This window comes from Streptococcus pseudopneumoniae, assembly GCF_001072375.1.
GTDB lineage: Bacteria > Bacillota > Bacilli > Lactobacillales > Streptococcaceae > Streptococcus > Streptococcus pseudopneumoniae_L.
The window spans coordinates 1-21,605 of sequence record NZ_JVKV01000068.1 but is presented as its reverse complement, the minus strand read 5'-3'; the positions used below and the strand labels follow the sequence as shown (position 1 = coordinate 21,605).

Here is a 21,605-nt window from a genome sequence, read left to right as displayed (position 1 = left end):
GTTTAGCTTTTTAATCAAAAAAAGGAAAGAAACTGTTTTCTTCCCTTTCGTTTTCTTAATGTCTAAAATGTCTCACTCCTGTGAAGACCATAGTCAAGCCGTATTTATCAGCCGCTTCGATGGATTCTTGGTCACGGACGGAACCACCTGGTTGGATGATTGCTTTGATACCTGCTTTGGCGATTTCTTCCACGTTATCCGCAAATGGGAAAAAGGCATCGGAAGCAAGCACAGCGCCGTCAAGACGGTCTTTGGCTTGTTCAATGGCAATACGTACGGAAGCCACACGGTTGGTTTGACCAGGGCCAACGCCAAGTGTCATGTGGTCATTGGTCACGATAATCCCGTTGGATTTGACGTACTTGATAGCCTTCCAAGCAAATTCAAGAGCAGTTGCTTCTGTCTCGGTTGGCTGGCGTTTGGTCACCACTTGCCAGTCAGTCGGACTTTCTTTGACCACGTCTTGGTTTTGAACGAGGAGACCACCAACAACACCAGTATATTCTGCTTCCACTTCGCTAGCGTCTTGAGCATCAAATGGCAAGGCTAGGATGCGCAAGTTTTTCTTCTTAGTTGTCAAGATTTCAAGCGCTTCATCTGTATAGCTTGGCGCAATGATGATTTCAAGGAAAACACCGTGCATTTTTTGTGCTGTCGCAGCATCCACTTCACGGTTGAGAACGACAATACCACCGAAGATAGAAACTGGGTCAGATTCATAAGCGTAGTCCCAAGCGGTTTCGATATCATCAGCTTGACCGATCCCACATGGGTTCATGTGTTTGAGAGCCACCACGGTTGGACGATCTTTGAAGTCACGGATGATACGGATAGCGGCATCAGCATCACGGATATTGTTAAAGGACAATTCTTTACCGTTAAGTTGTTTAGCTGAAGCAATGGAGTAAGCCGTTGGTAAACCTTTTTGGTAGAAGTCTGCATCTTGTTGAGGGTTTTCACCGTAACGCATTGGTTGCTTAAGGTCGTAAGTCAAAGTAAGTTTTTCAGGTTTTGTTTCACCCACTTGAGCTGTGAAGTATTCTGCAATCAAGGCATCATAAGCCGCTGTGTGACGGAATACTTTCGCTGCCAAACGTTGGCGAGTTTCGTAAGAGGTTTCGCCGTTGACTGCCAATTCGTCCAAAACTACAGCGTAGTCAGCAGGATCTACCACAACTGTGACGCTAGCGTGGTTCTTCGCTGCAGAACGAAGCATAGATGGACCACCGATATCTATGTTTTCAACGGCATCTGCGTATGTCACATCTGGTTTAAGGATGGTTTCTTTAAATGGGTAAAGGTTGACCACCACAAGGTCAATGAGCTCAATCTTATTATCCTTAGCCGCTTCCAAGTGACTATCCAAGTCACGGCGAGCGAGAAGACCACCGTGGATATTTGGGTGGAGAGTCTTGACACGACCATCCATCATCTCTGGGAAACCAGTCACATCATCGATGGCGATAGTGTTTACCCCAGCATTGTCAAGGGCAACCTTGGTCCCACCTGTCGAGATGATATCCCAACCGAGTTTTTTGAGTTCTTGGGCAAATTCAACAATGCCCGCTTTGTCTGAGACACTAATTAGTGCGCGTTTAGTCATTTTCTTTCTTTTCCTTTTTTAAAAAAGTTCTTCATCTGCTACAGTCAAAAATGTTTTTTTCAACTCTAGGACTTCCTTATTTTCGTGTAGTCCCCAAACGTTCCAAAACTTCTGGATAGAGTTTGTACTCTGTTTCGTGGATGCGAGTCTCGAAAGTATCAAGGGTATCTCCTTCAAGGCGTGGCACACGGACTTGTTTGATAACCTTACCGGTATCAACACCAGAGTCCACCCAGTGAATAGTCACGCCAGACTGGTCCACACCTGCATTCCAAGCATCCTCAATACCATGAGCGCCTGGAAATTCAGGGAGAAAAGCTGGGTGAATATTGATGATGCGACCTTCATAAGCTGCTAGTAAGGTTGGGCCAACAATTTTCATATACCCCGCTAAGCAAACCAAATCTATCTGGTGTTCATCCAAGAGTTTGACGATAGCTTCTTCATAAGCTGCTTTATTGTCAAATTCCTTGAGTTCAAAGGCATGGCTAGCCACACCAAGATTCTTGGCACGTTCTAAGACATAGGCATCACGGTGATCTGAAAAAACAAATTCTACTGGAAATTGTTCCGCAATCACCTGAAAGTTTGAGCCGTTACCAGAGGCAAAAACAGCAATCCTTTTAGTCATTATTTAATCACCACACTTGCATCCGTCTTCTTCACAATTCGACCAATTTCATAAACAGGTTCGTCAAGAAGTTCTTTGACACGTTCCACATTCTCTGGTTTTACTGCAAGCATGAGACCGATCCCCATGTTGAAGATTTCAAACATTTCTTCGTGTTTGATTTGGCCATATTTTTCAAGAGCTTTGAAAATTGGAAGGACTGGTACTTTGCTTTCGTCAATTTCAGCAGCCAAGTCATCTGCGAACATACGTGGCACATTTTCGATAAAACCACCACCTGTGATGTGGGCAATCCCGTTAACCAATTCTTCTTTGATGAGTGGCAAAACAGCCTTGACGTAAATACGAGTTGGCTCCAAAAGAACGTCTTTAAGTTTTTTGCCTTCAAGTTCTGGGAGGACTTCTTCACCTGTGTAATCAGCAAAGACACGACGAACAAGTGAGTAACCATTTGAATGGATTCCGCTTGAAGCAAGCCCCAGGATCACATCGCCTACAGCTACTTTTGAACCATCGATGATTTGAGATTTTTCTGCAACACCGACAGCAAATCCAGCCAAGTCATAGTCGTCTTCGCCATACATACCAGGCATTTCAGCCGTTTCACCACCGATGAGGGCTGCACCAGCTTGTACACAACCTTCTGCCACACCAGCAACGACTTGTTCTAGTTTAGCTGGTTCATTTTTACCAGTTGCGATGTAGTCCAAGAAGTAGAGAGGCTCTGCCCCTGCAGCGATGATATCATTGACACACATAGCCACACAGTCTTGTCCGATGGTATCGTGTTTGTCATACTTGATAGCCAGCATGAGTTTAGTTCCGACACCATCTGTACCTGAAATCAAAACAGGTTCTTTGACACCTGTTTTTGAAAGGTCAAACATGCCACCGAAACCACCAAGAGCTCCCATGACACCCGCACGCTCTGTACGTGCCACGTGTTTTTTGATGCGTTCAACAACTTCATAACCCGCTTCAACATCTACACCCGATTGGGCATAAGCATTTTTATTTGTCATTTGTTTTTTCCTTTTCCTTTCCTTCAATGGGATTTTTTATTCGTAAAAACTTGTTTTTTCTCCTAAACTTCTACGATATTCTTCTTCATAATCATAGAGAGGAGTTGGATAGTTCCCATCAAAGTAAGCCACACAGAGACCGCCATTTGGCGCATCTGTTTCAATCCCAATAGAGTCAATCAAGCCATCAATCGAAAGATAAGTCAGGCTATCCGCACCAATGATTTGGCAAGTTTCCTCGACGGTATGATTAGCCGCAATCAACTCCTGACGTGTCTGGATATCAATCCCGTAGAAACATGGATAGGCAAGAGCAGGACTACCAATGGCAACGTGGACTTCTGATGCTCCTGCTTCTTTCAAAAGCTGAACAATACGACGAGATGTTGTTCCTCGCACGATAGAGTCATCAATCATGACCACACGTTTGCCTTTAACGACACCAGAAACGGCAGACAATTTCATTCGAACTCCTTGCTCCCGCAATTCTTGAGTCGGCTGAATAAAGGTCCGTTGTGTATATTGGTTCTTGATAAGACCCATTTCATTTGGCAGACCTGATTCTTCGGCAAATCCCATAGCTGCGCTGAGTGAGGAATTTGGTACCCCAACTACAATGTCAGCTTCATGCTTGAACTCACGTGCTAATTGAGCTCCCATTCGCTTACGAGCTGTATGAACATTGACTCCGTGGATGTTAGAGTCAGGACGGGCAAAGTAGATATACTCCATGGAACAGATTGCCAACTGAGTATCGTTTGTATAGCTGTCATACTGGATACCACTATCATCAATAATGACAATCTCGCCTGGTTTCACGTCGCGAATCCACTCCGCACCGATTACTTCAAAGGCACAGGTCTCAGATGAAACCACTACTGCTCCATTCGCCATTTTCCCGATTGACAGAGGACGGAAACCATTTGGATCAAGCGCTGCAATCAGCTTATCTTCAAACATCAAAAGATAAGCAAAACCACCTTTGACAAGACTGAGCGCTTCCTTAATTTTACCCATCAGGTTTGGATTGTGGCTACGGCGAATCAAGTGAGCCAAGATTTCTGAATCAGAAGTCGAGCTAAAGATTGCCCCTCTTTGTTCCAATTCTTGCTTGAGCGATTCTGCATTGGTCAAATTCCCATTGTGAGCCAAACCAAACTGCATATCGTGAAAGCGGAAGAGAAAAGGTTGGATATTGTCTACAGAAGCTTCTCCCGCAGTCGCATAACGCACGTGCCCAATCGCTCCAGTCCCTGTCAATTTATCCAAATTAGCAGGATTTTTGAAGACTTCTGATAAAAGCCCCATATCACGATGACGCTTCAATTTCCCTTGGTCATTGGAGAGGATCCCTGCCCCCTCCTGACCACGGTGCTGAAGACTATGGAGTCCAAAATAGGTCATTTTGGCAGCATCTGGGTGGCCCCAGATACCAAAAACACCACATTCTTCATTAAGAGATTTTACTTCGTATGTCATTTTATATACCTAATTTTTATTTCTGTATCATTCCTTTAGTAATACTACAGCGGAATGATACGGTAGAAGCTCGTTTCACCCACAACAACAAATCATTTACAATTATCGCAAGTTAGATCTACTTGATTTTACATTTACTGATGGTTATCTATTAGAAAATCTGCAAATCTTATTTCCCAGTAAAGTATTTAACCGCTGATGCAAAGAGATGTTGATCTTTATTTCCTGGAATATTTTGGAAGAGACCGTCTTCGAAACGTTCTGAGTGACCCATTTTACCAATGATTTGACCGTTCTTGCTGGTGATACCTTCAATCGCATTCACAGATCCGTTAGGATTGTATTTTGAATCCATGCTTGGTTTACCTTCGAAGTCAACATATTGGGTAAAGATTTGACCATTGTCGCGAAGCTCTGCAAATTCCTCAGCTGTCACGACAAATTTACCTTCACCGTGTGATACTGGGATGGCATGGATGTCACCAACTTCTACTTCGGCAAGCCATGGTGAGTTGGTGTTGGCAATACGTGTCTCAACCATCTTGGCCACGTGTTGGTTAGCATCATTGTAGAAGAGGGTTGGACTCGTGCTGCTTGCATCTTCAAAGTTTCCATATGGAAGAAGACCTGATTTGACAAGAGCTTGGAATCCGTTACAGATACCGATGATCAAACCACCACGGTCGATGAAACTATCAATGGCTGCACGCACTTTTTCATTGAGCAAGATGTTAACGATAAATTTAGCTGATCCATCTGGTTCATCGGCTGCTGAGAAGCCACCTGCAAAGAAGATAATATTTGCTTTTTCGATATTATCAACCATGGTGTCAACAGACTTGACAATCGCTTCTTCATTCAGTGTTACAAATGGTACCAAGTTGACTTTGGCACCTTCTTTTTCAAAGGCCTTAGCTGAATCATACTCAGAGTTAGTACCTGGGAATACCGGGATGTAAACCACAGGTGTCCCAACTGTTTCTTTAGCTTTGATCACAGCATCTGATGCCACTGCAGGTACTTCTTCCAACTCAGTTGCTTGTGCAAATTCCGTTGGGTAAACCTCTTCCAATTTACCTTGGAAGGCACTGTCAAGTTTGTGTCCATCAAGTGTTACACCATTGACAGTAAGTGTAAAGTCAGCTACTGTTCGTCCAATCTTGGCAACACCTGCAATGTCTTCAGGCGATGTGAAGACGAATCCACCCAATTGAGCTGTCAAGCTAGTGTCAAGGCCAGCTAATTCAACGTTTGCACCAATATGGTTACCAAATGTTGCAAGGGCAAGAGCTTCAACCACACCACCATATTTGACAGCTGATGCAGATGTGACTTTATGGTCAGCTTGAATTGCTTCAAATTGAGCAAAGTTAGACTTGATAAGATCAAAATCAATTTCTTGTGCCAAAGCTTGACCTGGAATATAGTAAATATTTTCACCAACAGCCTTAAATTCTGGAGATAGGACCTTACGGCTATCTGCTGTTGTCACACCAAAAGCAACCAAGGTTGGTGGTACGGTCAATTCTTCAAAGGTACCAGACATAGAGTCTTTACCACCGATAGATGGCAAACCAAGTTGAATCTGAGCTTCAATGGATCCAAGGAGAGCAGCCACTGGTTGACCAAAACGCTCTGCTTGTTTATCCATTCGCTCGAAGTATTCTTGATAAGAGAAACGAGCCTTAGACCATTTTGCACCAGCAGCAACCAAACGAGCAGTTGCTTCGATAACCGCATAAGCAGCGCCATGGTATGGAGACCATTCTGCTACATAAGGGTTGAATCCTTGCGCCATGACAGAAGCAGTTGTTGTCACACCATGTTGAACTGGCAATTTCTGTACAGAAGCTTCCGTTGGTGTGATTTGGTAGCGACCACCGAGTGGATGATTAACTGTTGAACGACCAACTGAGCTATCAAAGATGGTTTGTAAACCTTTTTGACTGGCATGGTTAAGGTCAGCCAAGACTTCAAGAGTATCAGCTTCAAGGGTTTCAGCAGATGTTTGACGTTCTTCTGGAAGCTTGACATCCTTGTCAACCACCTTAGCATCTACAACCACACGTACACCGTTTGTATCAAGGAAACGACGTTCCAAATCAACAATGGTTTCACCATTCCAGTGCATGACAAGGTTTGGTTTCTCAGTCACCGTCGCAACGACAACAGCATCAATATTTTCTTTGTTACATGCTGCAATAAAGGCAGCTACATCTTCTGGACGAACCACTACAGCCATACGCTCTTGAGATTCAGAGATAGCAATTTCTGTACCGTTCAATCCTTGGTATTTCAATGGTACTTTGTCTAGATCAATTTCAAGACCATCTGCCAATTCACCGATAGCCACACAGACACCACCAGCACCAAAGTCATTTGATTTCTTGATTAGACGTGTCACTTCTCCATTACGGAAAAGACGTTGAATCTTACGTTCTTCGATGGCATTCCCTTTTTGAACTTCAGCACCAGCTGTTTCAACAGATTCAACCGTTTGAACTTTAGAAGAACCTGTCGCACCACCGACACCATCACGTCCGGTCTTACCACCGAGCAAGATAATCACATCACCAGCTTCAGGCTTTTCACGGACAACATTTTCCTTAGGAGCCGCACCGACAACTGCACCTAGCTCCATGCGCTTAGCAACGAAACCTGGGTGGAAGTATTCACGAACATAAGTTGTTGCAAGACCAATTTGGTTCCCATATGAAGAATAACCGTGAGCCGCTGTTTTAGAAATCACTTGTTGTGGCAATTTCCCAGCGCGAGTTTCTGAAATTGGAGCTGTAATATCACCAGCACCTGAGATACGCATGGCTTGGTAAACATAGGAACGCCCTGACAATGGGTCACGAATGGCACCACCGATACAAGTAGCCGCACCACCAAATGGTTCGATTTCCGTTGGGTGGTTGTGAGTTTCGTTTTTGAACATGAGAAGCCATGGTTCTTTGACACCATTGACATCCACGTCAATTTCTACAGAGCAGGCATTGATTTCATCAGACACTTCCATGTCATCCAAACGACCATTGGCACGCTCGTAACGACCAAAAATAGTCGCCATATCCATCAAGGTTTGAGGTTTTTCGGTACGTCCCAACTCATCACGCATGGCAATATACTTGTCATAAGTCGCTTGCAATTGTTTTTCAAATTTAGAAGCTGAGAAGTCGATGTTTTTCAACTCCGTCTCAAAAGTTGTGTGACGGCAGTGGTCAGACCAATAAGTATCCAACACCTTCAACTCAGTCTCAGTTGGCACACGATCAATAGACTTGAAGTAATCTTGAATGAATAGAAGATCATCTACTTCCATTGCCAATCCTTGCTCTGCCTTATACTGTGCAAAATCTTCTGCCGTATAAGTTTCAAAGAAATCCAAAGTCGGAATAGTTTTGTCGGACTCAGAGAAATCCTGTTTAGCAATACCAACTGTGATATCTTTGAAACGAGAATCCACTGGGTTCAAGAGGTAATTTTTGACAGCTTCCAACTCATTCGCATCGATATCCTTGTTAACCAAGTAAAGTTGCGCTGTGTTCACCGTTACATCATTTGAGCTACCCAGCAACAGCAAAGCTTCTTGTGAAGATGCCGCACGTTGGTCAAATTGACCAGGCAAGCTTTCGATAGCAAAGAAAGCATATTTTTCAAGATCAGCCTTCACTTCAGCTTCATCCAAAACAGTATCAGTCACTTGCTCAGAGAAGATATGTTTCTCCGCACGCGCAAACAAGTCCTCTGCCAAACCAAAGACATCGTAAACCTGAACAATCCGAAGATCCTTCAACGTTTTCAACTGAAGATTATGCTGCAATTCTTTTACTAAAGACTGAGATTTCACACGAAAATCAGCTTTTTTCTCAACGAAAATACGTTTATCCATTTTATTTCCTTTATTTCTATTCAAATAGGTTATCGAAGACGAAGGTTTTACCTTTCAAACAAGTTACTTCAAGCCCTGCAATTTCTCTAATACAACCTTATATACATCCGTTAAACTGCCTAAATCTCTACGGAAAACATCCTTGTCCATATGGTGCCCTTCAGCATCCCAAAGACGGCAGTTATCTGGTGAGAATTCATCTGCTAAGATAATCTTGCCATCCTTATCAAAACCAAATTCCAATTTGAAGTCAATCAAGCGAAGACCAATTTGTGCAAACCAATCTTTCAGCAATTCATTGATACGACGCGTTTCTTCCTTGATATAAGCGATTTGCTCATCGTTGGCAATATCCAAGAACTTGACATGCTCATCATTGATGAATGGATCATCCAAATCATCGTTCTTGTAGTAAAATTCAACGATTGGAGTTTCCAAATCCAAACCTTCTTCCACGCCAAAACGTTTTGAGAAAGAACCTGCAGTTACGTTACGAAGCACAACCTCCAAAGGAATGATTGTCACTTTTTTATTCAATTGTTCTGTGTCAGAAATACGTTCGATAAAGTGTGTCGCCACACCAGCAGCATTCAATTTTTCAAAAATAAGAGACGAAATCTGATTATTCAGCACACCTTTACCCTCAATGGTCTCTTTGCGAGCTCCATTCAGCATGGTTGCCTGGTCCTTGTAGACCGACTTAATCACATTTTCGTCTTCTGTAGTATAGATATCTTTAGCTTTTCCCGTATAAATAAGTTCACTGGACATTTTCTTGTTCGCCTTTCGTATTACTTTACATCATTCTAACACAACAGACACTAAAAATCAAATATTTCACGAACTATATTTGATATCATATCTGAAAAAGTACAGAAAAATCGCAAACGAATTTTCATTTGCGATTTTCTAAGATTGATTAGAGTTAAAATGAGAACTTTATTCTTGTTTAAAAAAACGATCAAGATAGTAGCGTAAAAAACTCTTCCTACCTGTAATCATAGTCAAACGACCTTCAAGTCCATAACGAAGTTTTTCTGCTTGTTCAGCATTCAAATCCGTCTCTGCCTCTAATTTAAAGAAATTGCCCTTTTCTGTCTGAGTCGCACTGGTATCGATATTCGTAATCTTGGATGTCAATACTAGCTGCTTATTCGCATCCGTTACCGTTGTAAATCGTACCTCATTTCCATGCTTGAGACCAGCCACTTCCTTAGAACTGATATAAGCTGTCAGTTTTGCCTTCCTCTCTCTAGCCAACTGCGGAAAAAGGTAAGCGAGGATAGTTCCTTCTGGAATGATGGTAGATCGACTATGCTCAGGATTCAAATGTAGAATACCATCTTCTGTTGCTGTAATTTTCCCCTTCTCTAAAAGATTCCCTTGAATCTTTTTACCTGACTCCGCTTCAAGAATTTTCTGATCCAAGAGCGTTAATTCCTGGCCTACCTTGGCAAGTTGCTGAGATTTTAATGATTCCAACTGACTTCCCAATCCAGATGCATAAGCTTGCTGGGCTCCTGAACCTGCATACTGTACTCGATAACCTGCAAGAGTTGACTCCAACTGAGTGATTTGAGCATCTAGCTGAGATAAGGCCTGCTGTTTGGCTTCCGATCCTTGCTCCTTTGTCGACTGATAAATAGCATAAGCTGGATGATCACTCTCTAAGTGTCCATCACCCTGAATAGCAGACTTGGCTTGCTGATATTCTTTAATTTTGGACTGGGTTTCACCGATGAGATTGCCTAATTCTGCCTGACTACCACTGGCTGCTGCATTTTGAGATGATATACTAGCATTTTGTTGCTCAACCTGACTCCGCAGACTAGCAGCTTGATTTAGATAATCTAAAAAACTATGCTGATAGCCAAATTTGTCTGCTTCCGGAAATTGATCACTTCCTGCTTGAAGGCTTGCTTTTAAATACTCCAGTTGAACCTTCTGATCCTTGAGCATTTCCAACTGACTGGCATAATTCTCAGCCTGAACTGCTTCTGCTCCCTCTTGGTATTGAACGAGAAGATCCCCTTGCTTGACAAACTTATTTTCAGCCAAATGATTGGCCACAATCTTACTATTACTACTAGACTGAATGGTAGCAATGATACGAGCAGGTTCTACCGTAGCTCCAGCTGTCAAGCTTATCTCCTTTTGTGCAAAGATTGAAAAAACGATCAGGAACAAAAACAAGATAAAACTTGGAAAAATCACATAACTAGAAAAATTATGGTAACGACGATTGTAAAACTCAGCACTTTCTAAAAATTCTGATTGCATCTTTTCTCCTCTCTAACTATTCACCAAGTGGGCATAGAAACCACCCTGAGCCAGTAATTCCATATGTGTACCCTCTTCGACAATCTTGCCCTGATCCAAAACAACAACCTTCTCTGTCCGCTCAGCAATGGTCAAGCGGTGGGCGATGAAAATCAAGGTCTTATCCAAAGCCATCAGATTATCGACAATTCGCTTCTCGGTCAAAATATCCAGACTGCTGGTCGCCTCATCCAAGATCAAGACGGGCGCATCGGTCAAGAGAGCACGCGCCAGAGCGATCCTCTGACGTTGACCACCTGAAATGCCCGCTCCATCCGAAGTCAATTCTGTCTGGTAATTCAGTGGCATCCGCTCAATATCCTCCCGAATCTCTGCCAACTCCACTGCTCTCAAGATATCCTCCTGGGTCGTCCCCTCCTTAGCTCCAAGAAGAAGGTTCTCCAAGATCGTTCCATTAAAAACGTAGGGTTGCTGAGGCAGGTAGTTGATATACTGGCGTAGAGCCTTTTTATCTATCTGATTGAGATTGACGCCACCCAGACTAATCTCCCCCTGACTTGGATCGTAAAAATTAACCATCATCTTAGCCAAGGTCGTCTTACCTGATCCTGAAATTCCCACAAAAGCCACTTTAGAGCCTTGCGGAATGGTTAGATTGATGTCCGACAAGACATCTCGACCATAGCCATACTTGTAGTGAACCTGCATGAAAGTCATATCTCCTTCTAGCAAGCTCAAATCTGAGACTGTTTTCTTTTCCTCAAACTCAGATGCAACCAGATAAACTTCATTCAGACGGTTATTAGCTACCTGCGCTGTCTGAAGTTTGGTTTGCAGATTGATGATATTCTCCAAAGGATTTGTAAAGTAAATAAGCAAGGTATTATAGGTAATCAACTGCCCCAAACTCATCTTATTGTCCATAACTAGGAGAGCCCCCATCCAGAGAATGCCAACATTGAGTAAGAGCTGGGCAAGCTTTTTCAGAGCCTTTTGCTGACTTTCTGCCCGACTGTAGATAAAAGATTTTTTCAGATAATCCACAAATTCCTTGTCAATCTTTTGATAACGAGAGCTTTCACTAGTCAAGGATTTAATGGTCTCAATGCCGTTGATGTCCTCAATGATAGAAGAAGACAGAACCGCATTAGCTTCCATGGTATCCCGATTCATCTTTTCAAAGGGCTTCATAAAAGCAAAGATAATCACTGTGTAAATAGGAAGAGCTAGTAAACTCATGAAAAAAAGATTGCTATTCTGCGAAAATAGAACTACTGAAATAATCAAGACAGTAGATACATCCAAAAAAATTGACAGGATAGTCGAAGCCAGCGCATCGATGATACTATTTGCATCCGTGAAACGAGACACGATTTCCCCTGTACGACGTGTCGCAAAAAAGGACATGGGCAAATGAAAAACATGCTTAATATAAGACAAAATCACATCAATGGACAAGCGTTGCCCCAAAACAAGTAAGAGATACTCCTGGGCATAAGATAAGATTTGCTGAAGAACATAAACGATGACTAGCCCTATTGAGATAATGCCCAAGGTTGAACGCATCTGATCTGGTACATAAGTATCAATGATAGACTGCAGATAATAAGAACCCACAATGTTAATCAAGGTCACCAAGAGGGTCGCCAAAACGATATTAACAATCAAACCTCGCTGTTTCACTAATATAGGGATAAAGGAGAGAAGGCCATTTTTTTGTTCCTTATGAGGCTTATAAGTCGGAGATGGGGCCATAAAAATAGTGATTCCTGTCCACTCCTTAGCAAAGCGCTCACGAGAAATCTTGGTCAGCTTAACACTAGGATCTGGATCTGCAATATGAATGTTGTTCTTGTCTTGCCCAGTCACCACATAATAATGGAGCAATTTCCCTTCCTTAAGCACATGAGCCACAAAAGGAAAAGTTACATCCGGCAAATCAAACAAGCTCATGTCCGCCTTGATCGCTCGCGTCTCAAAACCTATCTCCTCTGCAACCTTGACTAAGCCTAAAGCCGTAGTCCCATCCATGGTCGTCTTGGCCAACTCTCGCAAGTGAGCCAGAGAATAATAACTACCATAATAACCAAAGACCATGGCTAACGAAGCCACACCGCAGTCCATCTGGTCTACCTGAGGACGATAATGCCGTTTACTAAATTTCATATCCTACTCCTTTTCCTAACAATCTCCAAAGAAAACTTTGTAAGATTATTTTATCCAAACAAAGAAGCAAAAAGAAAATTATTTCTAAAAAAACAATAACTGCACCTGAACAGCACTTTTTCCTAAATAAAAATAGGTAGAACAAACGTCCTACCTAGAAAATATAATGATTAATATTTCTTACCTTTTTCAATTTTTTGTTAATCATATACAAAACTATAAATGAAAATAAGAGTGGTACAAGATAACTTTTTTCACTCATTGTCACCTGAAAGCCTAGACTAGCAAGTACTTTAAAAAGCAAAAGATTCATCAGAAATAAGAAAAGGAATGTTAGAAAAAATTTTAAAGTCTTATTCATTTCCATCCTGATTATCTTCTTTACCTCTTATTTTCTGGATAGCATGATATTTTACTGCTATGTAAATAATTAAAAAAAGTAGGGGATAAGAGAATAAATCTGAAAGTTCCATGAAATTTACACTATACTTTCCTAGCAATAGTTTATAGTCCATTAAAACTTGCATGATAGAAAGTACAATACGTACTAGCAGAAGCAGCCCTAATAATATCACTTCTTTTTTAAACATACGAATATCTTTCTAACTAAAATCAAACTACCGTTCATCAGCTTAACACCCCAACATTCCCCAAAATTGCCCTAATACTGGAGCCACAAAGTTCAGATTCATTTTATTAACCTTTATCACATTTTTCTTCACTTCTATAAAGTAAAATAAATGCCATCAAGAATAGTGAAATTGTAGGTATGTCAAAATTTTCAAACCATGCAGGTAGATTTATTTTGTTTACATCAGCGACTATTCTAACAATGATATAAACCATCGAACTGCAGCATACAGTAAACTCTAGCCAAGCTTTTTGTAACACTTGAACGACTTTCATCTCAAACCCCAATCTGATGTTCCATCAATTTCCAATCTTACTTTCTTTTGTTTTGTACTTATATCCTACATAAAACAGACCAAGTAGAATCGGATAGATTTCTGGATAAAACAAGGTATTGATCGGTTTTTTCAAAATCAAATACGTTACAATATAGATAATGACTGACACGATAAAACATCCCTCAGCAAATCCCAATAAAAATTTTTTCATAGCAGACTCCTATTTATCTGACAAGAATGGCAGAGTTTTTCCGCCATTCACACGCACAAAATCCTTTTCATTCAGATTCATCATTTATAGTTTGGATTATCTTTTGACAAATCCTTGCACAAAATTCCAAAATAGCCTGAGGCAAGCAATCCTACTAAATACCATTGCCAATCAAAGGATAACAAAGAACCTATACGAATTACATGAAGCACGAGATTGAAACCTATTGCTACCAAAAGGACTATAGTAGCTAGTTTAGGTAACAATTTATTGAGATCAGTGTTACGACTATTCATTATCTAACGCCCACGACGAGCAAAATCTGAACCAAATTTGTAACCAGCATTAAAAATTTGTACAGCAGCATTCAGTACTCCTGCAATCCCAACTGCTTCCGCAAGACCAAAACCACCTTTTGTTCCCACTAATTCATCGTCAGATAATTGATAAAATTGTTCTAAGTTCATGTTCATCATTACTCCTTTGTATTATATTTTATTGCTATATAAATGATTAAAATGAGTATTGGATAGGTAAATACTTCTGAAATATCCATAAAATTTACACTATACTGTCCAGGTAATATTTTATAGTCAATTAAAATTTGAACAATAGTAAAAATAATACGTAGCGATAACAATACTCCTAATAATATCACTTCTTTTTTTAAAAACATAGAAATGCCTCTCTGACTACAATCAGATTATGGTCTATTTGCATAATACCCCAAAGCTGCTCCTCCAGCAAAAAGCGCTGTTGCTCCACCTGCTACTGCCGCACCTACCTTCCAAATAGATACTCCAGCGAGTACAAGAGGCAGTGCTCCCCCATCCACTTCCATCAACTCTTCTTCCGTAAGAGCTACAAAGTTCTGTTCCATTTTATCAAAGTTTGTCATTTGTTTTCTCCTTTATTTTTATAGTTTTTTGTTTGTGATTTTTAACCTTTAAACCATTTTAAAAGCCAAATTGGATAAATAACTGAAATCATTTTTTCTCTCCTTCCTCTTCTTCTCACTTATCTATTCGAAAAATCATTTTAAAATGAATGAATAAATTTAATTTATTTAAAATACAATTTGATAAACCATGGAAGTAAAATTGGTAAATACATTGATTAGACTCCTTTCCTTTTCTTCTTACCTATCTATTCGAGAAATCATTTTAAAATAAACAACTAAGTCAAATTTATTTTAAAAACCACTTGATCAACCACGGATAAAGACCAGTCACATACATCAGTAATCCCCCCTTTTTTGTTCTCATCTCTTTATTCGTAAAATCAACTATAAAACTTCAACATCTTATCTTTTTTCGAGAAATAAAAAAACAACATGACTTGCATGTTGCTTTATGTTAGATTTTATCTTTAATGGCTTTCAATACATCTGCTACACTTTGGAGGTGATCGATTTCTTCATCACTGATTTCGATTCCAAACTCATCCTCAATGGTTAGTACGAATTCCATCAAATCTACCGAATCAGCATCCAAATCATCCTTCAAGCTCAAGGCCTCTGTGACTACAAAGTCTTCCCCTTGACGTTCTTGGATAATGGTCACGACACGGTCAAAAATTTCTTTATCTGTCATATATATTATTCTCCTGAAAATTCACGCGCAGTTTGAGCAACTACGTCTGTTTCTAGCATGGTACGAATCTGACGAATCGTACTATACACAGCCTTGGCATCACTTGAGCCATGAGTCTTAACAACCGGCGCCTTAACACCAAACAAGACTGCACCCCCAACATCTGAATAGTTGAGCTGCTTTTTCAAGCCTTTAAGGCTATCCTTAAGAAGAAGAGCACCTAATTTAGCTCGCAAACCGCCACCTGTAATAGCATTTTTAAGCAAGCCCATGATCCCCATGGCTGTTCCTTCGATGGATTTTAGCACAGCGTTTCCCGTGAAACCGTCTGCCACGACAACATCTGCAACACCCTCCATCAAGTCACGCGCTTCCACATTACCAATAAAATTCAAACTCTCATCAGCTGCTAGCAAGTCATAAGTTTCCTTGCGGAGTGGATCCCCTTTACTACTCTCTGTCCCGTTATTAAGCAAACCAACCCGTGGTTTTGCAATTCCACGAACATTTTTAGCATAGAAAGAACCTAAGATGGCGTATTGATGTAAGTGATGGGCTGTGTTTTCTGCATTGGCACCAAGGTCTAGCATATCAAAACCTTTCCCATCAACTGTTGGTAAGGTTGACATAAGTCCAGGTCGGTCAATATTCTTGATGCGACCAACGATGAAAAATCCTGCCGCTAGCAAAGCACCGGTATTTCCTGCAGAGAGCACGGCATCTGCCTCCCCATCTTTGACAGCCTTGGCCGCCAATACCATGCTGGCATTTTTCTTCTTACGGATGGCTTTTGTTGGCTCATCATCCGAATCAATTTTCTCATCTGTATGGATAATACTGACGCGTTCTGTAGCTGTTAGATATTGCTTGATTTTGCTTTCATCTCCGTAAAGTTGAATCTCAATATCTGAAAAGTCAGCAAGGGCTTGATTGACACCCTCAACGATGGCTTGAGGTGCATAATCGCCACCCATTGCATCTACTGCGATTTTTTTCATTTGTCTTCCTCTTTTAGTAATTGTCCCCAATCAGCTAGGGAATCAATAAATTTCTTTGATTTTAGGTGAATTCCTACGTATTCTTCATAAATTTGATCCATGAACTGACGCAATTCTTGCTTGATTTCAGACTTGAGAGAAATAGTCTCTAAAGTCTCAAAATTAATAGCTTGAAATTGATTGAGCAGATAGGGAATGTTTGGATTCAGATGACAACGTTTCTCATCCTCATGATAATGCTCAGGACATAAGCAAGCGCCATATTTGAAAGAAAAATCAAAGGCCTGACCCACCCGATGGCAAAAAACACACTCATTAAAATTAAGACTAATCCCAAAACGGGTTAAGATCTGAATTTCAAAAATATTGGTCAAAACTTGATAATCCAGCCCCTCTTCCATCAACTCTAAAGTCTTTTGTAAAAAAGCAAACAAGGGAGCATCCTGTTGATTGTCCTGCAAACTAGCATCTGCCAGAGCTGCCACATAGGTCGCATAGGCCATGACAAAGAGATCACTATTGATTTTTGGAAAGGTCATCACCTCATGATAGTCTTCAATATAACTAAGCCCATCATCATTGATTCGCAAAAGAAAACGAGCCAGCACCAAAGGTTGAATAACTGGAGCCAGTTTGGATTGACCGGCATGTTTGACAAAAAACATGCGCTTACCGACCTGCTCTGTAAAAATCTTGACTAGCTTGTCATCCTCACGAAAATTACGATTGTAGAGCACCAACCCCTGACTCGTAATAGACTGAATCATGCTTCTCTCATGTACTCCTCAAGACGTTTCATAGCTTCTCTGATGGTTTCCATGCTAGCTGCATAAGACAAGCGCACATAACCTTCTCCATATTGACCAAAAGCTGCACCAGGGATAAAGGCAACAGCCTTCTTGTGAGCAAAATCCTTCAGAAAAGCAAACGAATCTTGATTGTAGCCTGTTGGAATCTTAGCAAAGATATAAAAGGCACCGTCAGGTTTGATAATCTCAAAACCAAGATTAGTCATTTTCTCGATAATGTAGTCCCGACGTTGGATATACTCTTTCTTCATCGGTTCTGCATCATCCTTACCAGCTGTCAAGGCTTCTACTGCAGCATGTTGAGCCATAGTATTTGCAGCAGTTACCAAATACTGGTGACTCTTGATGAGTTGGGCTGTGAAGTTTGCTGGTGCGAAGATAAAGCCTAAACGCCAACCTGTCATAGCATGTGATTTGGATAGACCGTTAATGATAATGGCCTGATCTCTCAGCATTGTTCCCAAAGAGACATGATTTTCCCCTGTATAAGTTAATTCTGAGTAGACCTCATCACAGACAACGAAAACCTCATACTTACGTAGAACGTCTGCCAAGGCTTCCAACTGTTCGCGACTGTAAGTAATTCCTGTAGGATTAGCTGGATAGTTAAGAATAACAGCCTTGAGCTTGTCACCCTGCTCCAGAATTGCCTTCTCCAGCATTTCAGGAGTCAAGACAAAACCATTTTCAGTCGTATCAATCTCGACAATCTCTGCACCAACTAGATTAACAATCGGCTCATAACCTGGATAGGCAGGAGCTGGCAAGAGAACCTTGTCTCCCTCTTCTAAAATAGCTGTCAAAGTAGCTGATAGAGCCTCTGTCGCACCAATTGTGACCAAGATTTCATTTTCAGGATTATAGTCCAGCTGGTATTTTTCTCTTACAAAATCACTAGCTGCCTGGCGCAATGTCAACAAACCACTCATCCCTGTATAGTAGGATTGGTTTTGGTCAATGGCGCGCTTAGCCGCCTCCTTAACATGGTCTGGAGTTGTAAAGTCAGGCTCTCCCAATGTCAGACGTAGAACCCCAGGAATCCCAGAAATAGCCTGGTCAAACTGACGAATCAAGGAAACTTGAATCTTATCTAATTGTTTATTAAATCGCTTGGTTAAGTCCATAGATACCCTCCTTGCTTAAAGAACATATGTCTATTATACTACAAAAGCTCTCTGACCGCAAAATCACACTAGCATAAGCAACTGATGTATGTTCATTTAAATTCATTACAACACTATGTTTTTAGAATACTCAATGAAAATCTCATGAAACTAGGAATCGAGGTGAAAACATAACTAAGGTTAGGTAAGCCGAAGATGACAACGTATTAGGAGATTTTCGACAAGTATTGAGAAGTTGCGTAAGGAAATAAATCGGATAGGGGTCAATATAAATCAGATCACAAAAAAAAGTAAACGAAGATAATCAGGCTAGTTTAAATGAATTTAGTCAGATTCTTGAATTGCAGAAACATTTGAAAGATACAGTCAGACAATTTATTCAAAAACAAGAAAATCAAACAAAGGTACAGGACAGATGGTTGTAATAAGAATTATTGTTGACACTATCTCTTATCTATCCTAAACTTATAACTAAGGATAAGATGATGTCGAGTGACTAGTAACAGTTTGCTCAAATGTTGCTGATGATTCAGGTTCAGGTTCGGCACTACCTTCAGCTTTAGGTTGTAAAGAACCCGCTCCACCACTGGTCCTATTCGTTTCACTCTTGGAGTATATTCAAGAGTTTTTTTTCTTGCAAAAAAAGTTCAAAAAATATATACTGGATATACACGATATAGAACGGAGATATCCCATGACTACATCACTTGTTAAGCAATACAATTTTAAAATCAATGAGTTAGCAATGGAACAAGCTAGAGCCATTATCAAGGAAAAAGGAATGACCATGACGGATGCTATCACTCTTTTTATAGAGCAGATTGTCCTCGAACAGGACTTGCCAATCAAGACTGCAGAAGATTTACACCGTGAACAGTTGATTGAGGAATTACAAGCTCAATCCGAACGAGCCTTAAGAGAATATGAAGCAGGAAAAGGGACTTCCCTAGATAGTATGAGGGCACGCTATGGCTTATAAAGTTATTATTTCTGATGAAGTGAGCCAAGCTATTGACAGTATTCATGATTACATCACTACTGTTCTTTTATCACCTCAGTCTGCTAAAAATACTGTGGGTAAAATTTTAGATGGCTTAAAAAGTTTAGAAGTCTTTCCTGAGGCTGGTTTTGACGCCGATGAAAAAATTGGTGTAAAGATTAATAGTAAGTACCCTACACGAGGAAAAATTATCGGTCAGTATGTCTTACTCTACTTCATCGACCAAAAACGAAACACTGTTTTTTTATCTCACCTATTCCACATAAAAAGCGACTATGTCACTTTGCTACAAAATGGTAATAAAAAAAGCTCAACTGATTGAGACATCTTTCTTTATTTTATAAACTCCGAAACCTTAATTTATGGTACCGTCTTGGTTTAACAATACGCTGTATATATAATATTTTACAGCTACTTTTTCTTTAGAAACGTTGATTTAATAAGGATTTAAATATTACAGAGTATACCTTTGTAAAATACGGTTTTGCTAATCTTCGTTACAACTATTCTAGCACCATTATTGATTACTAGATCGTAATGTCATTTCTGAGTGGATAGTCAGAAAGTGGCTAGACAAGCGCGACAAAAAAATATAACCTGAGTTTAGTTTTAATATGACTAGATAAACAGAAATACCAGAGGTGGAGCTCTGGTATTTCTGTTTTTGCCAAGACTTCGTTACAGTTCTTGTACAGCTATTATCACATAAATTTGAGAAACTTGTCAAATAATTATTAAACTTTACTTTCTCTTTACTTTTCTTCGAGACAAGACTATAATAAGAAGTGCTTATTTCGGAGGTTTTTATGTCATTTCTATCAAAAAATGGGGCAGGACTTTTAGTCTGTCTTATCATTTCCATCATCTCTTGGACCTTAGGGAGCTTCTTGCCTGTTGTCGGGGCACCTGTCTTTGCCATCTTTATTGGCATGATTCTCCACCCATTTCTCACTTCCTATACACAACTGGAAGCCGGCTTGACTTATAGCTCCAAAAAACTGCTTCAGTATGCTGTTATCTTGCTTGGGTTTGGACTCAATATCTCTCAAGTTTTTGCAGTAGGAAAATCTTCGCTCCCTGTCATTCTATCCACCATTTCTATAGCCTTGATTGTTGCCTATCTTTTCCAGCGCTTTTTTGACCTAGATACAAAGCTAGCTACCTTGATCGGTGTTGGTTCCTCTATCTGTGGCGGTTCTGCCATTGCAGCGACTGCTCCTGTCATCCATGCCAAGGAAAAAGAAGTCGCACAAGCCATTTCTGTTATCTTTTTCTTCAATGTCTTGGCAGCTCTTATCTTCCCAACTCTAGGAACCTGGCTCCATCTTTCCAACGAAGGCTTTGCTCTCTTTGCAGGAACTGCGGTCAATGATACTTCCTCTGTAACAGCCACTGCCAGCGCCTGGGATAGTCTTTACCAGTCCAATACTCTCGAAGCTGCCACCATTGTCAAATTGACCCGTACCCTAGCTATTATCCCTATCACTCTCTTCCTCTCTTACTGGCAAAGTCGTCAACAAGGAAACAACCAAGGGGTAAAACTTAAAAAAATCTTCCCTGTTTTCATTCTCTACTTCATCCTAGCTTCTCTGCTAACCACCGTCCTTACTTCCTTCGGTGTCAGCAGCAACTTCTTTGCACCTCTCAAACAACTGTCTAAATTCTTCATCATCATGGCCATGAGCGCTATCGGCCTCAAAACCAATCTCATTGCTATGATTAAGTCCAGCGGTAAATCCATTCTTCTTGGTGCCCTCTGCTGGATTGCCATCATCCTGACTAGTCTCGGGATGCAGACCCTTATCGGTATTTTCTAATACTCTTCGAAAATCTCTTCAAACCACGTCAACGTCGCCTTGCCGTACTCAAGTACAGCCTGCGGCTAGT

The 21,605-nt window shown here is 40.8% G+C and carries 23 protein-coding genes; 3 read left to right on the top strand and 20 right to left on the bottom strand.

The window, feature by feature from the left end:
- Positions 1 to 55: 55 nt before the first annotated feature.
- From purH to ADH31_RS05150, 20 genes are all read right to left on the bottom strand, one after another.
- On the bottom strand, positions 56 to 1,603 hold the full coding sequence (gene purH / locus ADH31_RS05240) for a bifunctional phosphoribosylaminoimidazolecarboxamide formyltransferase/IMP cyclohydrolase (protein WP_049509350.1): 1,548 nt from the start codon (positions 1,601 to 1,603) through the stop codon (positions 56 to 58).
- A gap of 76 nt (positions 1,604 to 1,679) precedes the next feature.
- Positions 1,680 to 2,234, bottom strand: a complete 555-nt coding sequence (purN, locus tag ADH31_RS05235) for a phosphoribosylglycinamide formyltransferase (RefSeq protein WP_049509349.1) — start codon at positions 2,232 to 2,234, stop codon at positions 1,680 to 1,682.
- On the bottom strand, positions 2,234 to 3,256 hold the full coding sequence (gene purM, locus ADH31_RS05230) for a phosphoribosylformylglycinamidine cyclo-ligase (protein WP_049509347.1): 1,023 nt from the start codon (positions 3,254 to 3,256) through the stop codon (positions 2,234 to 2,236). The genes purN and purM overlap by 1 nt, the downstream gene beginning before the upstream one ends.
- Before the next feature lie 36 nt (positions 3,257 to 3,292).
- Positions 3,293 to 4,735 (bottom strand): amidophosphoribosyltransferase, encoded by a 1,443-nt coding sequence (gene purF, locus ADH31_RS05225; RefSeq protein ID WP_049509341.1) that lies wholly within the window; start codon positions 4,733 to 4,735, stop codon positions 3,293 to 3,295.
- 169 nt (positions 4,736 to 4,904) lie between these two features.
- Positions 4,905 to 8,630 (bottom strand): phosphoribosylformylglycinamidine synthase, encoded by a 3,726-nt coding sequence (locus tag ADH31_RS05220; protein WP_049509339.1) that lies wholly within the window; start codon positions 8,628 to 8,630, stop codon positions 4,905 to 4,907.
- 63 nt (positions 8,631 to 8,693) lie between these two features.
- On the bottom strand, positions 8,694 to 9,401 hold the full coding sequence (gene purC / locus ADH31_RS05215; protein ID WP_049509337.1) for a phosphoribosylaminoimidazolesuccinocarboxamide synthase: 708 nt from the start codon (positions 9,399 to 9,401) through the stop codon (positions 8,694 to 8,696).
- Between the two features lie 168 nt (positions 9,402 to 9,569).
- Positions 9,570 to 10,910: a bacteriocin secretion accessory protein gene (locus tag ADH31_RS05210; RefSeq protein WP_049509335.1), complete on the bottom strand. Its 1,341-nt coding sequence runs from the start codon at positions 10,908 to 10,910 to the stop codon at positions 9,570 to 9,572.
- A gap of 12 nt (positions 10,911 to 10,922) precedes the next feature.
- Positions 10,923 to 13,076: a peptide cleavage/export ABC transporter ComA gene (gene comA, locus ADH31_RS05205; protein WP_049509334.1), complete on the bottom strand. Its 2,154-nt coding sequence runs from the start codon at positions 13,074 to 13,076 to the stop codon at positions 10,923 to 10,925.
- Positions 13,077 to 13,230: 154 nt separating this feature from the next.
- A complete protein-coding gene (locus ADH31_RS10245) occupies positions 13,231 to 13,437 on the bottom strand; it encodes a hypothetical protein (RefSeq protein ID WP_049509369.1) in 207 nt (68 codons plus the stop codon).
- Positions 13,430 to 13,666: a hypothetical protein gene (locus ADH31_RS05195; RefSeq protein WP_049509332.1), complete on the bottom strand. Its 237-nt coding sequence runs from the start codon at positions 13,664 to 13,666 to the stop codon at positions 13,430 to 13,432. The genes ADH31_RS10245 and ADH31_RS05195 overlap by 8 nt, the downstream gene beginning before the upstream one ends.
- 106 nt (positions 13,667 to 13,772) lie before the next feature.
- Complete coding sequence (locus tag ADH31_RS05190; RefSeq protein ID WP_049509330.1) at positions 13,773 to 13,982, bottom strand: hypothetical protein; 210 nt, start codon at positions 13,980 to 13,982, stop codon at positions 13,773 to 13,775.
- A gap of 24 nt (positions 13,983 to 14,006) precedes the next feature.
- Complete coding sequence (locus ADH31_RS05185) at positions 14,007 to 14,195, bottom strand: hypothetical protein (protein WP_049509328.1); 189 nt, start codon at positions 14,193 to 14,195, stop codon at positions 14,007 to 14,009.
- 80 nt (positions 14,196 to 14,275) lie between these two features.
- Positions 14,276 to 14,491, bottom strand: a complete 216-nt coding sequence (locus ADH31_RS10240; RefSeq protein ID WP_080980074.1) for a bacteriocin immunity protein — start codon at positions 14,489 to 14,491, stop codon at positions 14,276 to 14,278.
- Positions 14,492 to 14,494: 3 nt separating this feature from the next.
- A complete protein-coding gene (locus ADH31_RS05180; RefSeq protein ID WP_001047582.1) occupies positions 14,495 to 14,662 on the bottom strand; it encodes a class IIb bacteriocin, lactobin A/cerein 7B family in 168 nt (55 codons plus the stop codon).
- A gap of 8 nt (positions 14,663 to 14,670) precedes the next feature.
- Positions 14,671 to 14,871, bottom strand: coding sequence for a hypothetical protein (locus ADH31_RS05175; RefSeq protein WP_045762498.1), 201 nt, complete (start codon positions 14,869 to 14,871; stop codon positions 14,671 to 14,673).
- A 27-nt stretch (positions 14,872 to 14,898) separates the two neighbouring features.
- Positions 14,899 to 15,093: a class IIb bacteriocin, lactobin A/cerein 7B family gene (locus ADH31_RS05170; RefSeq protein WP_049509326.1), complete on the bottom strand. Its 195-nt coding sequence runs from the start codon at positions 15,091 to 15,093 to the stop codon at positions 14,899 to 14,901.
- A gap of 457 nt (positions 15,094 to 15,550) precedes the next feature.
- Complete coding sequence (locus ADH31_RS05165; RefSeq protein WP_000130002.1) at positions 15,551 to 15,787, bottom strand: acyl carrier protein; 237 nt, start codon at positions 15,785 to 15,787, stop codon at positions 15,551 to 15,553.
- Positions 15,788 to 15,792: 5 nt separating this feature from the next.
- Positions 15,793 to 16,785 (bottom strand): phosphate acyltransferase PlsX, encoded by a 993-nt coding sequence (plsX, locus tag ADH31_RS05160; protein WP_049509322.1) that lies wholly within the window; start codon positions 16,783 to 16,785, stop codon positions 15,793 to 15,795.
- The gene (gene recO, locus ADH31_RS05155; RefSeq protein ID WP_049509320.1) at positions 16,782 to 17,552 is read right to left on the bottom strand and encodes a DNA repair protein RecO; all 771 of its coding nucleotides are present in this window, start codon (positions 17,550 to 17,552) and stop codon (positions 16,782 to 16,784) included. The genes plsX and recO overlap by 4 nt, the downstream gene beginning before the upstream one ends.
- Positions 17,549 to 18,718 carry a pyridoxal phosphate-dependent aminotransferase gene (locus ADH31_RS05150; RefSeq protein ID WP_049509318.1) on the bottom strand — a complete coding sequence of 390 codons (1,170 nt, stop codon included), beginning with the start codon at positions 18,716 to 18,718 and terminating at the stop codon, positions 17,549 to 17,551. The genes recO and ADH31_RS05150 overlap by 4 nt, the downstream gene beginning before the upstream one ends.
- Positions 18,719 to 19,412: 694 nt before the next feature.
- On the opposite strand from ADH31_RS05150, the gene ADH31_RS05145 reads away from it, so the two are divergent.
- The 3 genes from ADH31_RS05145 to ADH31_RS05135 all read left to right on the top strand — a co-directional run bounded on the left by ADH31_RS05145 (position 19,413) and on the right by ADH31_RS05135 (position 21,535).
- Complete coding sequence (locus ADH31_RS05145; protein WP_000213598.1) at positions 19,413 to 19,697, top strand: type II toxin-antitoxin system RelB/DinJ family antitoxin; 285 nt, start codon at positions 19,413 to 19,415, stop codon at positions 19,695 to 19,697.
- Complete coding sequence (locus tag ADH31_RS05140; RefSeq protein ID WP_049504560.1) at positions 19,687 to 20,040, top strand: type II toxin-antitoxin system RelE/ParE family toxin; 354 nt, start codon at positions 19,687 to 19,689, stop codon at positions 20,038 to 20,040. The genes ADH31_RS05145 and ADH31_RS05140 overlap by 11 nt, the downstream gene beginning before the upstream one ends.
- A gap of 484 nt (positions 20,041 to 20,524) precedes the next feature.
- Complete coding sequence (locus ADH31_RS05135) at positions 20,525 to 21,535, top strand: YeiH family protein (RefSeq protein WP_049509315.1); 1,011 nt, start codon at positions 20,525 to 20,527, stop codon at positions 21,533 to 21,535.
- The last annotated feature ends 70 nt before the right edge of the window (positions 21,536 to 21,605 follow it).